This window comes from Nonomuraea sp. H19 (genome assembly GCF_052068215.1).
GTDB lineage: Bacteria > Actinomycetota > Actinomycetes > Streptosporangiales > Streptosporangiaceae > Nonomuraea.
In genome coordinates this window covers 383,080-396,184 of record NZ_JBQHCV010000006.1, presented here as the reverse complement: position 1 = coordinate 396,184, position 13,105 = coordinate 383,080, and the positions used below count along the sequence as shown (strand labels likewise).

Below are 13,105 nucleotides of genomic sequence, written 5' to 3'. Positions count from 1 at the left end.
ATCAGCTGTCCATCTGGAAATACGAGCGCTCAAGGGAAAGACTCTTGGGCTTCATCTGTGGGGTAGGCGATCCGTGAGTCCGACTCGCCGTACGACGCGGCGTTCGTTGGCCCGGCGCAGAGGTCCACGCGCCGCCACGTTGGCGTTGCTGCTGGCCACTGCTACGGCGTGTGCTAATGACGTCCCCGAGGCCGACTGGTCTCGCGGCCTTCTTCCCGACCACATCACCGAGCAGGGTGGTCTGGTCCAGAGTCTGTGGAACGGGGCCTGGATCGCCGCACTCGCCACGGGTGCCGTCGTCATCGTCCTGATCATGTGGGCGGCCATCTTCCACCGCAAGCGCAAGGCGAAGGCCGAGCTCCCGCCGCAGGTGCGTTACAACCTGCCGATCGAGATCCTCTACACCTTGATCCCGCTGGTCATGGTGTCGGTGTTCTTCTTCTTCACCGCCCGCGACAGCGAGGCCCTCACCCGCATGTCCGGCAACCCCGACGTGCGGGTCAAGGTCGAGGCCTTCCAGTGGAGCTGGCGCTTCACGACGACGGTCGGCGGCAAGACCCTGGCGCCGGTCGCCGGCATGCCGGTCAGCGACTACAAGCAGGGACCGCAGCTCGTCCTGCCCGTGAACAAGACGGTCGAGTTCGACCTGTCGTCGGACGACGTCATCCACTCCTTCTGGGTGCCGGAGTTCCTGTTCAAGCGTGACGTCATTCCCGGCATCCCCGAGGACAACCCGGGCCGCAAGTTCGAGATCAAGACGCTCGACAAGCCCGGAATCTACGCCGGCCGCTGCGCTGAGCTGTGCGGAGTCGACCACAGCCGCATGCTGTTCTCCGTGAAGCTCGTCTCGGAGCAGGAGTTCAACCAGTACATCGCGACACAACAGGCTGGGAGTGCCCAGTGACCGCCATTCAAGAACCCCTCCGCGCGCCCGCCCGGCCCACCACCAAGGGTCAGGTGATCGCAAAGTGGCTGTCCTCGACCGATCATAAGATCATCGGGCACCTCTATCTGATCTCGTCGTTCGTCTTCTTCCTGATCGGCGGCGTCATGGCGCTGGTCATGCGGGCCGAGCTGGCGCAGCCGGGGCTGCAGTTCACCTCAAACGAGCAGTTCAACCAGCTGTTCACCATGCACGGCACGATCATGCTGCTGATGTTCGCGACGCCGCTGTTCGCCGGCTTCGCCAACGCGCTGATGCCGCTGCAGATCGGCGCCCCCGACGTGGCGTTCCCGCGCCTCAACATGGTGAGCTACTGGCTCTACCTGTTCGGCAGCATCATCGCCGTGTCGGGCTTCCTCACCCCCGGGGGTGCGGCGTCGTTCGGCTGGTTCGCCTACACGCCGCTGTCGAACGCGATCAACTCGCCGGGTATCGGCGGTGACCTGTGGATCATGGGCCTGGCGCTGTCGGGCCTCGGCACGATCCTCGGCTCGGTCAACTTCATCACCACGATCATCTGCATGCGCGCGCCCGGCATGACGATGTTCCGCATGCCGATCTTCACCTGGAACGTGCTGCTGACCAGCATGCTCGTGCTGATGGCCTTCCCGGTGCTGGCCGCCGCGCTGCTGGCCCTGGAGTCCGACCGCAAGCTCGGCACCCACATCTTCGACTCGGAGAACGGCGGTGCGATGCTCTGGCAGCACCTGTTCTGGTTCTTCGGGCATCCCGAGGTCTACATCATCGCGCTGCCGTTCTTCGGCATCGTGACGGAGATCCTGCCGGTCTTCAGCCGCAAGCCGATCTTCGGTTACATCAGCCTCGTGGCCGCGACGATCTCGATCGCCGGCCTGTCCATCACGGTCTGGGCACACCACATGTTCCCGACCGGGCAGGTGTTGCTGCCGTTCTTCTCGTTCATGACGTTCCTCATCGCGGTGCCGACAGGTGTGAAGTTCTTCAACTGGATCGGCACCATGTGGCGAGGGCATCTCAGCTTCGAGTCGCCGATGCTGTTCTCGGTCGGCTTCCTCATCACGTTCCTGCTGGGCGGCCTGACGGGCGTCATCCTGGCCTCGCCGCCGCTCGACTTCCACATCAGCGACACCTACTTCGTCGTCGCCCACTTCCACTACGTGGTCTTCGGCACCGTCGTGTTCGCCATGTTCGGCGGCTTCTACTTCTGGTGGCCCAAGCTCACCGGCAGGATGCTCAACGACAAGCTCGGCAAGCTGCACTTCTGGCTGCTGTTCATCGGCTTCCACACCACGTTCCTGGTGCAGCACTGGCTGGGCGTGGCGGGCTTCCCGCGCCGCTACGCCGACTACAGCGCGGCCGACGGCTTCACCGACCTCAACATGATCTCGTCGGTGGGCGCGTTCGTGCTGGGCGCCTCGACGCTGCCGTTCTTCTACAACGTCTGGAAGACCTGGCGCACCGCGCCCAAGGTCACGGTCGACGACCCGTGGGGCTACGGCGGCTCGCTCGAATGGGCGACCTCCTGCCCGCCGCCGCGGCACAACTTCACCTCGCTGCCGCGCATCCGGTCCGAGCGCCCCGCGTTCGACCTGCACTACCCGCACGTGTCCGCCAAGTCCGCTCAGGAGGTCGAAGCCTGATGAGGGTTCAAGGTTGGCTGTTCCTCGCGTGCGGCCTGTTCTTCGCCGGCGTCGACGTGGCCTACTGGTTCTGGACCAAGGCGGCGACGGGCCAGGGTGAGCCGGTCGGCACCACGGCCATGGCCATCTCGGTCGGGTTCGCGTTCATGGTCGGCTACTACCTGATGTTCACCGCGCGGCGCATCGGCGCCCAGCCGGAGGACAACAAGGAGGCCGACATCAGCGACGGCGCGGGCGAGATCGGCTTCTTTAGCCCGAGCAGCTGGTGGCCGCTGTTCCTGTGCCTGGCCGCGGCCTTCGCCTTCGCCGGGTTCGTGATCGGCTTCTGGATGTTCCTGATCGGGGTCTTCCTCGTCATCATGGCCATGATCGGGTTCGTGTTCCAGTACTACCGGGGCCACTTCTCGCACTGACCTGACACCACGAAGCGGGCGCCTCCCTTGGGGGAGGACGCCCGCTTTTTGGTGTTCTTTACCGGTGTACGGATATGGCGATTCGATCACCGAGGGTACTAAAGGAGACACAAGCGGTTCGATCGTGGACGAGGGAGTCACTCGTGAAGCAGGTAGCGTATGGATCGGCCGGCCTGCTGACCTTGGCGCTGCTGGCGGCGTGCTCGGCGGGTGACCGGTCGGGGAGCGAGCCGGACGGGGCCGCCATGGCCGGAAGGGTGGCCCAGGGGCCGCCTGTGTCGTTCTCTCCGCAGGACAAGGCCGCGAACGTGCCCACGGACCAACCCGTGATAGTGGCGGCCCAGGCGGGCAGGCTCACGAGCGTACGAGTGGACGGCGGCAAGTCCGGCCCCCTGCCGGGGGTCCTGAGCGCCGACGGCACCCGCTGGCGCAGCACCGCCGCCGCCCGCCCGAACACCGCGTACACGGTCACCGCCGTCTCCGCGGGCTCGGCGGGCAAGCAGAGCGAGACCACCAGCACGTTCACGACCGTCAAGGGCGACAAGACGTTCGACATCAAGACGATCACCCCCAACAAGGACGACACCGGGCTGACCGTCGGCATCGGCATGCCCGTCATGATCGCTTTCGACCAGCCGATCGTCGACCGGGTGTCCATCGAGCGCAACCTCACCGTCCGCAGCTCGAAGCCGGTCGAGGGGGCCTGGCACTGGTTCGACAGCCAGCACGTCGACTTCCGGCCGCAGAAGTACTGGCCCGCGCACACCAAGGTGCGGGTGGAGGCGCGGCTGGCGGGCGTACGCGGGGGACCCGGCATGTACGGCAAGCGCGACGTCAAGCTCGACTTCAAGATCGGCCGCGCGCAGATCACCAAGGGCAGCACCGACGAGCACGTTCTCACGGTGCGGCGGGACGGCAAGAAGATCCGCACGATGCCGATGAGCGCCGGCCAGGGCGGGCAGTGGAAGTACTACACGACCTCCGGGATCCACCTGGCGATGTCGCGCGAGCCCGTCACGGTCATGACCTCTCCCGGGATCGGGCCCGGCCAGGCCGGTTACTACCGGCTGACGGTCTACAACACCGTGCGGATCTCCAACAGCGGCGAGTACGTGCACAGTGCGCCCTGGTCCGTGGGCTCGCAGGGCAGTGCGAACGTCAGCCACGGGTGCGTGAACATCAGCCCGGACAACGCCGCCTGGTTCATCAAGAACACGCTGATCGGGGATCCGATCATCATTACGGGGTCGCCCCGGAAGCTGGAGCCCACGAACGGGTGGGGGCACTGGCAGGAGAACTGGAAGCAGTGGCTGAAGTGGAGCTCGCTCAAGGACGGCCCCACGATCACCTTCTGACGCCACGGGCCCGCCTGGCTATGCGCTCTGCCGGCCGCAGGCGGCCGGTCTCCGGCCCGGTGCTGCCGGCCGCAGGCGGCGCACCACAGGAGGCTCCCCTGAGACGGTCGCCCGGCGTCTTCTGGCGGGGAGCCCGTTGGGCCTGGCCTGAAAGCGCCACGCGGCGCGAGGGGCAGCGCGCCGGTCGCCCGCCCATGGCCGTCTCGCCCGTCCGTCGACGCGTGCTGACGGTGCTCCGTGGCCGGGCGGCGAGCGGGTGCCGCCGCCCGGTGGGGTAGGAGCGGTGCCCGGCGGGCCAGGACTGACGCAGGGCGCCGGTCAGGGCAGAGCCGGTGCGGGTAAGGAGGGGCTGGGCGCGGCTCAGGAGGAGCTGACGGAGCCGCTGATCTCCACCCACCGGTCCAGGGCGGCCGCGGCGGCGCCGGAGTCCACGGCCTGCACCGCGCGGGCGTACCCGTCGATCATGGCCGAGTCGAGATCGTCGCCGGGCCCGTCGAAGGCCACCAGGGCCGCCGCCGCGTTCAGCAGCACCGCGTCGCGCACCGGCCCCGTCTTGCCGCGCACCAGGTCGTGAACGGCCTGAGCGTTGAACGCCACGTCGCCGCCCCGCAGGGCGTCGGCGGCGGCCCGCGGGATGCCGAGGACCGCCGGGTCGAACGTCGTCTGCGTCGCGGTGCCGTCCCTGACCACCCAGACCGTCGAGGTGTCGGCGATGGTCAGCTCGTCGAGACCGTCGTCGCCGCGGAACACCAGGGCGGATACCCCGCGCTCGGCGAAGACGCCCGCGAGCACGGGCAGCATCCTGGCGTCGAAGACGCCGATGGCCTGGGCCGACGGGCGGGCCGGGTTGGTGAGCGGCCCGAGGAAGTTGAAGAACGTGGGGATGCCGATCTCCTTGCGCACCGGCCCGGCGTGGCGCAGCGCGGGGTGGTAGACCGGGGCGAAGCAGAAGGCGATGCCCGCCTCACGCGCCACCTGCGCGGTCTGCGCCGGCGTGAGGTCCAGGCGGATGCCGAGGTGCTCCAGGACGTCGGCGGCGCCGCAGGAGGAGGAGGCGGCGCGGTTGCCGTGCTTGACCACGCGGACGCCCGCGGCGGCCACGACGATGGCGGCCATCGTCGAGACGTTGACGGTGTGGGCGCGGTCGCCGCCGGTGCCGACGACGTCGACCACGGGGCCCTCCACGCTCAGCGGCGTGGCCAGGTCGAGCATGGTGCGGGCCAGGCCCACCACCTCGGCCACCGTCTCGCCCTTGGCCCGCAGCGCGATCGCGAAGCCCGCGATCTGGGCCGGCGTCGCGGAGCCGGACATGATCTCTCGCATCGCCCAGGCCGTCTCGTCTGAAGTCAGATGCTCTCCGGACAGGAGAGCGGAGAGCAGGGCGGGCCAGGTCGTCCGGGAGTCCATGAGCACCTACTTGGCGTTGAGTCGGGTGGAGGATCGGCGCCGCATCAGGTCGGCCACCGTGTCGGCCACGACCATCGGCTCCAGCGGCTGGGGGATCACGGCGTCGGCCTTGGACCATTCGCCCAGCCAGCGGTCGTCGCGCCGGGCGATGATCAGGCAGATGGGCGGGCAGTCGTAGACCTCGTCCTTGGCCTGGCGGGCGACGCCCATCCCGCCCGCGGGCTGGGTCTCGCCGTCGAGGACGGCCACGTCGATCTCGCCTGAGCCCAGCCACTGGTGGACCTTGGGCTCGGTGGCGCACTCCACGATCTCGACGAGGGGCACGTCGGCCGCGGGCCGCCTGCCGATGGCCTGGACCACCTCAGCCCTGGTGGCGGCATCGTCGCTGTAGACGAGGACCCTCATCGTGTCGTCGGTGCTCCCACTGGACGTCACTGTCGCACTCACTATCGGTCGTAGCGGTATGGTCACCCTGGATCGTACCGGTGCGAGGGCGTGCAATCCCAGGCCACCGACCCTGATAGGGGTTTTACAGCGATTATCCCTGCTTGCTTGGCGGTTTGTACCTGCTAACGGGGGGGTCGTGCGCCGGACCGACCACTGGAGCCGCAATAATGCTGCCCGTGGCGACAGCATCCGCAATAACTTCGACGACGACAGCACAGTCGTACCGCAGACCCAATCTGGTCAGCGTCGGGACGATCGTCTGGCTGTCCTCTGAGCTCATGTTCTTCGCGGCGCTGTTCGCGATGTACTTCACCATCCGGTCGGTGAGCGTGGGCAAGGGACTCGACTGGGGTCCCGCGCTCCTTCCCGTAGGCACCCATGCCGCGGAAGCCGCTCACCTGAACATCCCGTTCGCGACGGTCAACACGATCATTCTGGTTCTGTCGAGTGTGACGTGCCAGCTCGGTGTGTGGGCCGCGGAGAAGGGGCAGGTCGGCAAGCTCCGCTTCTGGTACATCGTCAGCTTCCTCATGGGCGCGGTTTTCGTCGCGGGCCAGCTGTACGAGTACGGTGAGCTGGCGTCAGAGGGCGCGACCTTGTCCGCTAACGCCTACACCTCGGTGTTCTACCTGACGACGGGCTTCCACGGCCTGCACGTGACCGGTGGCCTGATCGCGTTCCTGTTCATGCTGGGACGCACGTACGCCGCGAAGCGCTTTACGCATGAGCAGGCCACCAGCGCGATCGTCGTGTCTTACTACTGGCACTTCGTAGACGTCGTCTGGATCGGTCTTTTCGCGACCATCTACATCATTCGTTAGGAACGGGATCTCTGTGACTAGGATCACCGCTTGGCGGCGGCATCCCCTCGCGAGATACGCCGTCCTGATTTTGGCCTTGGCGCTGGTCGGGATGGTATACGCCGCATTTGTCCAGGCGGGTAAGCCTGCCGACGCGGCGCTGGCCGCGGGCAAGGTCGATGACGTGGCCGAGGGCAAGAGCCTGTTCGTGCAGCACTGCTCCAGCTGCCACGGCATGAACGCGCAGGGCACCACGACGGCGCCCACGCTCATCGGCGTCGGCGCCGCGGCCGTCGACTTCCAGATGAGCACCGGCCGCATGCCCGCGGCCAACCCCGGCGCGCAGGCTCCGCGCAAGCCACCGGCGCCCTGGGTCAACGAGACGACCACCCGCCAGATCGCGGCCTACGTGCAGTCGCTCGGCGGCGGCCCGCAGGTGCCGGCGGCCGAGCAGGTCGACGCCAAGCACGGCGACGCCGGCCGAGGCGGTGAGCTGTTCCGCGCCAACTGCATCCAGTGCCACAACTGGGCCGGCGCAGGCGGTGCGCTGACGCAGGGCAAGTACGCCCCCAACCTCAACGAGGCGTCCCCGACGCAGATCTACGAGGCGATGGTCACCGGCCCGCAGGCGATGCCGGTCTTCAACGACTCGACGATCACGCCGGAAGAGAAGCGTGACATGATCGCCTACATCACCCAGGTCCGCGCTCAGAAGGATCCGGGAGGTTTCGGCCTAGGCCGCATCGGCCCCGTTACGGAAGGTCTCGTAGCGTGGATCGTGGGCCTGTCGGCCCTCGCACTCGCCGCCATCTGGATCACCGCGAAGAAGCGACAGAAGTCATGACAGACAACGAGCACGAGATCGAGCAGCCGGACGAGCGCGTCCGCAAGCGCGTCGTCGGCACCCCCGCGCCGGGCACCTCGATGCTCGGCACCGTGGAGGTGCCGGACGTCGACGTAGAGGTCCCTGGCGTCACGCTGCAGGACGAGGCCAAGGCCCGCAAGGCCGAGAAGATCGTGGCGCTGTGCTTCACGATCACCTTCCTCGCGGCCATCGCGTTCATCATCTCCTATGTGGTGTTCCAGGTCGGCAGCCCCGAGGCCACCGGCATGTCCAACCTCGCGCTGGGCAGCTCGCTGACGGTGGCGATCCTGGCGATGGCGATCGGCATCGTGATCTGGGTGCGCCAGATCATGCCGAAATACTCGCTGGTCCAGGAGCGCCACGAGATGGTCTCCGACGAGGCCGACCGCGGCGTCGTGGCCGACACGTTCATCCAGGGCGCCAACGAGAGCGGCTTCGTCAAGCGCAAGCTGCTGCGCCGCAGCCTGCTGCTGGCGGCGGCGCCGCTGGGCCTGATCCCGCTGGTGCTGCTGCGCGACCTGGACAACAGCACGATGCCGGGCGCGAAGTTCAACAAGCTGCTGCGCCACACGGTCTGGGGTGAGAAGACCAAGGAGGGCAAGCCGCTCAAGCTCGTCGTCGAGGGCACCGGGCAGCCGATCCGCGCCGCCGACTTCAACTCGCCCGGCGGCATCCTGTCGGTGGTCCCCGAGGGCTACGAGCACGACCTCAACGCGCTCGCCAAGGCCACGCTCATCCTGATCAAGTTCCGCCCGGAAGAGATCAAGAGCGGCACGAAGCTGAACTGGACGCACGACGGCATCGTGGCGTACTCCAAGATCTGCACCCACGTGGGCTGCCCCGCGGCCCTCTATGAGCAGACCACCCACCACATCCTCTGCCCGTGCCACCAGTCGACGTTCGACGCCGCCGACGGTGCGAAGGTCATCTTCGGCCCGGCCGCGCGGCCGCTGCCGCAGCTGCCGATCACCGTCGACGAGCAGGGTTACCTCATCGCCCAGGGAGACTTCGACGTGCCTGTCGGTCCCAGCTACTGGGAACGCGGTGACGCCGAGGCCGAGGCACGGTCGAAGGGAGGCCAGGCATGAGCGCCGAGCTGAAAGCCGTACCCAAGGCCATCGCCGGGCCGTCGAACTTCCTCGACGAACGCCTCGGCGGCGCCAACGCCCTCAAGCGCAACCTGCGCAAGATCTTCCCGGACCACTGGTCGTTCCTGCTGGGTGAGATCGCGCTCTACTCGTTCATCATCCTGCTGCTGACCGGCACGTTCCTGACGTTCTGGTTCAAGCCGAGCATGGAGCACGTCATCTATGACGGCCCCTACTCGCCGCTCACGGGCGTGGGGATGTCCGCGGCGTACGCGTCGACGATGGAGATCAGCTTCGAAGTCCGGGGTGGTCTGCTCATGCGGCAGATGCACCACTGGGCGGCCCTGCTGTTCGTGGCCGGCATGACGATCCACATGCTGCGGGTGTTCTTCACGGGCGCCTACCGCAAGCCGCGCGAGCTCAACTGGATCATCGGCGTGCTGCTGCTGACGCTGGCACTGGCCGAGGGCCTGACCGGCTACTCGCTCCCCGACGACCTGCTGTCCGGTGCCGGTCTGCGGATCACCGAGGGTGTGGCGATCTCGCTGCCGCTGGTCGGCACGTACGTCACGTTCTTCCTCTTCGGTGGGGAATATCCGGGCGAGGATGTCATCTCCCGGTTCTACTCGCTGCACATCCTGCTCATCCCGGGCATCCTGCTGGCGCTGATCTCGGCGCACATGGTGCTCATGTGGGTGCAGAAGCACACCCAGATGCCGGGCAAGGGGCGCGACAACGGCAACGTGGTGGGCGCGCCGTTCTACCCGGCCTTCATGGCCAAGGCAGGCGCGTACTTCCTGTTCACGCTGGCCGTGGTCGCGGGTCTGGCGACGTTCACCCAGATCAACCCGATCTGGCTGTTCGGGCCGTACACGCCGGCCGACATCTCGGCGGGCTCGCAGCCCGACTGGTACATGGGCTTCCTCGAAGGCGCGCTGCGCATCATGGTGCCGTGGGAGATCAACCTCTTCGGCACGGCCAACGCCGGTACGCTGCCACTGAGCGTGATCATCCCGGCGCTGGTGCCGATGGGCATCATCATGACCGGTCTGGCGCTCTATCCGTTCCTCGAACAATGGGTGACGGGCGACCGCCGCGAGCACCACGTCGCGGACCGGCCGCGCAACAACCCGCACCGCAGCTCGATCGGCATGTCGGCCATCACGTTCTACGGCATCCTGTGGCTGCTCGGCGCCAACGACGAGATCGCGGCGAACTTCCACATCAGCCTCAACTGGACGACCTACGCGGGCCGGGTGCTCATCTTCGTCGGGCCGGCGCTGGCCTACATGATCACTTACCGCATCTGCCTGGGACTGCAGCGCTCCGACTCCGCGGTCGTCTCGCACGGTGTGGAGTCCGGCGTGATCAAGCGGCTGCCGCACGGTGAGTTCATCGAGGTCCACACGTCGCCGGCGGAGGACATCGAGGCGCACATGCGCGGCAAGGAGTCGGTGCGGATGCTGCCGGTGGCCGAGGACACCTCGGGCATCCCGCCGAAGGGCATGCGCGGTCCGCTCGGCAAGCTGCGCGCACGCATGTCCAAGGCCTACGGCGGGGAGAAGATCCCGCTGGACGACGGGCACGGACACGGACACGACGAGGAGCACGCCGCCATCGGCACCGGTGACGACGATCGTAGCCTCACGCATTGATGTGTCTCTGAAACCGGGCCCGGACGGATCTTCCCGTCCGGGCCCGGTTTGTGTTGTGTCTGGTTTTACGGCTTCGCCGGGGTTGCCCGCACGCGCCGTAGACGGTTGCCGTCTGTCATGGCCGGTCGTGAAGGCTCACGGGTCGCTCGCCGTGACGGAGCGCCTTCTGGGCCGGCTCCGTGGCCCGACCGATCGGGCGGCGCGCCTCCATGCTGGGTTTGGAGATCATGACCGCAGCCAGAAGGGGGTGTCGACGACCAGCGTGATGAACGTCCGTCCCAGCCGGCATTCGCCCGCCCCGGCTATCGCCGCCCGCGCGGCCCGGCGATGACGGCGAGCGGCATCAGGGGGGCCGCGGCGCTCACCACGGTCCAGAACGGCCCCCCTGGAGGCTTGTGGGCGCGGCGGCACCTCGGCGGCCGCCTCGCGCCCCCAGAGCCGGTCAGTCGGCCTCGGGGAAGCCGATGGAGAAGGCGGCGTCCAGGTCGTGCTTGGAGTATGCCCGGAAGGCGATGTGGGTTTCGGTGTGGAGGACGCCCGCGACCTTGTTGATCCGTCCGGGGACGACCTCGGCGACCTGCTCGTAGGCCGGGACACGGACCATGGCGAGCAAGTCGTATTCGCCGGTGATGGAGTAGACCTCGCTGACCCCGTCGATCTCGGCGATCGTCTCGGCGACCTCCGTGATCCGGTCTACCTCAGCATTGATGTGGACGATAGCCGTGACCATGGGGTAACTCTAGCGGGTCACCGCAAAGGCCGCCCCTCCCGGTTGCGTCCATGGTCCAGATGGCGGTACGCGAGGTCGATGCGGGCCTTGTGGCGGGCGGCGCCCCCGGCGGGCAGGCTCCACACGCCGTCCACCTCGACCAGCCGAACGCCCGGCGACTCCAGCCAGCGCAGGATGCACTCGGTCTCCTCGGCGCTGGCGGCGGGGACGGGGCCGGGCCCCGGGATGACGGCCTCGGCCGTGGCGGTCAGGGAGTCGACGAAAGGGGTCGGGTGGGCGCCTTTCGGCATGACGCCGGCCGCGGCCAGCCGGCCGTACCTGATCACGTGGATGTCCCAGCCGCCGCCGAACGCCGGGCTGGCGGCGACGAGCTGCGGGATGCGGGTGATGGCGCTCAGCCGCTGCATGCGGGCCGCCGTGCGGACGAACGAGGCCAGCCGGTCGCGGTCGATGGAGGCCTCCTCATAGCGCTGCTCCACCGACAGGCGCTCCATGCGGGCCGAGACGGCGGCGAAGACGTGCGTGGCGTCGAGCCTCATGGCGCGGCGGGCGCTCTCGACGTGCAGCGCGTAGTCCTCCTGGCTCTCCTTGCCCTCGCACGGCGCGCCGCAGCGGCCCATCTCGTGCAGCACGCAGGCCGCGCGCCGGGTCCGCGAGGTGATCGGCTGGGTGCACTGGCGCAGCGGCACCGCCTCGTGCAGGGCGATGCGGGCGTCGTCGGCCAGCCGCGCGCTGCTGAACGGGCCGAGATAGGTGGCGTCGTCGTCCTTGAGGTCGCGCACGATCGACAGGCGGGGAAAGGGCTCGGCGGTGAGCTTGAGCCAGAGCATCCTCTCGGGGAAGCGGGAGCGGCGGTTGTAGCGGGGCTTGGCGCCGCCGATCAGGCGCAGCTCCCTGACCTCCGCCTCCAGGGCGGTGGCGCAGACGATGTGGCGCACCCGCTCGGCGATGCCGATCATCTCGCGGATGCGCGGCCGGGTCTCGCCCGCGGTGAAGTAGGAGCGGACGCGGTTGCGCAGGTTGGTGCTCTTGCCGATGTAGAGAACCTCGCCGCGCTCGTCCTCGAAGAGGTAGACACCGGGCGCGTGCGGCACCGACTCGGCCAGGTGGCGCTTGCGCTGCTGCTCGGGCGTGGGAGCGCGGACGAACGACTTGAGCTCTTCGAGCGTGTGCACCTGGAAGGAGCCGGCCCGCTCGATCAGCCCGTGCAGCACGTCCACGGTGGCCCTGGCGTCCTGCAGCGCGCGGTGGCACGGCTCGACCGGGCTGCGGAAGAACCTGGCCAGCGTGGACAGCTTGGCGTTGGGCGTCTCGTCGCGGGTCAGCACGCGCCGGGCCAGATCGACGGTGTCGACGACCGGGTTGGCCGGAGGGGGATAGCCGTGCGTGGCGCAGGCGGCCTTGAGGAAGCGGGTGTCGAAGCCGGCGTTGTGCGCCACCAGCGTGGTCCCGCGGATGAACTCCAGGAAGCTCGGCAGCACCGCCTCGATCCGCGGCGCGGCCATGACCATGGCGTCGGTGATCCCGGTCAGCACGGAGATGAACGGCGGTATCGGCCCGCCGGGATCGATCAGCGTGGAGAACTCGCCCAGCACCTCTCCCGCCCGCACCTTGACCGCGCCGATCTCGGTGATGGCGTCCTCGGAAGGCGCGCCGCCGGTCGTCTCCAGGTCGAACACCACGAACGTGACGTCGCTCAGCGGAGTGCCGAGCTCGTCGAGAGTGCCTTGAACCGCGTCCACGACCCAAGACCATAGAGAGAACGACCGACAGGAACGAATAA

At 68.1% G+C, this 13,105-nt stretch carries 12 protein-coding genes; 8 read left to right on the top strand and 4 right to left on the bottom strand.

Annotated features, from left to right (window positions below):
* Positions 1-139: 139 nt before the first annotated feature.
* From ctaC to ACTMTI_RS15930, 4 genes are all read left to right on the top strand, one after another.
* On the top strand, positions 140-904 hold the full coding sequence (ctaC, locus tag ACTMTI_RS15945; RefSeq protein WP_441121099.1) for an aa3-type cytochrome oxidase subunit II: 765 nt from the start codon (positions 140-142) through the stop codon (positions 902-904).
* Positions 901-2,562 (top strand): aa3-type cytochrome oxidase subunit I, encoded by a 1,662-nt coding sequence (gene ctaD, locus ACTMTI_RS15940; protein WP_441121098.1) that lies wholly within the window; start codon positions 901-903, stop codon positions 2,560-2,562. The genes ctaC and ctaD overlap by 4 nt, the downstream gene beginning before the upstream one ends.
* Positions 2,562-2,975, top strand: coding sequence for a cytochrome c oxidase subunit 4 (locus ACTMTI_RS15935; protein ID WP_441121097.1), 414 nt, complete (start codon positions 2,562-2,564; stop codon positions 2,973-2,975). Before ctaD ends, ACTMTI_RS15935 begins: the two co-directional genes overlap by 1 nt.
* Positions 2,976-3,118: 143 nt before the next feature.
* Positions 3,119-4,330, top strand: coding sequence for a L,D-transpeptidase (locus ACTMTI_RS15930; protein ID WP_441121096.1), 1,212 nt, complete (start codon positions 3,119-3,121; stop codon positions 4,328-4,330).
* Positions 4,331-4,690: 360 nt separating this feature from the next.
* Here ACTMTI_RS15930 and trpD read toward each other — a convergent pair whose 3' ends face one another.
* Together trpD and ACTMTI_RS15920 are read right to left on the bottom strand one after the other, a co-directional pair.
* Complete coding sequence (gene trpD / locus ACTMTI_RS15925) at positions 4,691-5,737, bottom strand: anthranilate phosphoribosyltransferase (RefSeq protein WP_441121095.1); 1,047 nt, start codon at positions 5,735-5,737, stop codon at positions 4,691-4,693.
* A gap of 6 nt (positions 5,738-5,743) precedes the next feature.
* Positions 5,744-6,142 (bottom strand): hypothetical protein, encoded by a 399-nt coding sequence (locus ACTMTI_RS15920; RefSeq protein WP_441121206.1) that lies wholly within the window; start codon positions 6,140-6,142, stop codon positions 5,744-5,746.
* 209 nt (positions 6,143-6,351) lie between these two features.
* On the opposite strand from ACTMTI_RS15920, the gene ctaE reads away from it, so the two are divergent.
* From ctaE to qcrB, 4 genes are read left to right on the top strand one after another with little or no spacing between them, the layout of a single operon-like run.
* Positions 6,352-7,005: an aa3-type cytochrome oxidase subunit III gene (gene ctaE / locus ACTMTI_RS15915; protein WP_441121094.1), complete on the top strand. Its 654-nt coding sequence runs from the start codon at positions 6,352-6,354 to the stop codon at positions 7,003-7,005.
* 13 nt (positions 7,006-7,018) lie between these two features.
* Positions 7,019-7,828 carry a cytochrome bc1 complex diheme cytochrome c subunit gene (gene qcrC / locus ACTMTI_RS15910; protein ID WP_441121093.1) on the top strand — a complete coding sequence of 270 codons (810 nt, stop codon included), beginning with the start codon at positions 7,019-7,021 and terminating at the stop codon, positions 7,826-7,828.
* Complete coding sequence (gene qcrA, locus ACTMTI_RS15905) at positions 7,825-8,937, top strand: cytochrome bc1 complex Rieske iron-sulfur subunit (protein WP_441121092.1); 1,113 nt, start codon at positions 7,825-7,827, stop codon at positions 8,935-8,937. The genes qcrC and qcrA overlap by 4 nt, the downstream gene beginning before the upstream one ends.
* A complete protein-coding gene (qcrB, locus tag ACTMTI_RS15900; RefSeq protein ID WP_441121091.1) occupies positions 8,934-10,592 on the top strand; it encodes a cytochrome bc1 complex cytochrome b subunit in 1,659 nt (552 codons plus the stop codon). Before qcrA ends, qcrB begins: the two co-directional genes overlap by 4 nt.
* 442 nt (positions 10,593-11,034) lie before the next feature.
* On the opposite strand, the gene ACTMTI_RS15895 is transcribed toward qcrB, so the two are convergent.
* Complete coding sequence (locus ACTMTI_RS15895; RefSeq protein WP_441121090.1) at positions 11,035-11,322, bottom strand: Lrp/AsnC family transcriptional regulator; 288 nt, start codon at positions 11,320-11,322, stop codon at positions 11,035-11,037.
* Between the two features lie 17 nt (positions 11,323-11,339).
* Complete coding sequence (locus ACTMTI_RS15890) at positions 11,340-13,064, bottom strand: DEDD exonuclease domain-containing protein (protein WP_441121089.1); 1,725 nt, start codon at positions 13,062-13,064, stop codon at positions 11,340-11,342.
* Positions 13,065-13,105: the final 41 nt, after the last annotated feature.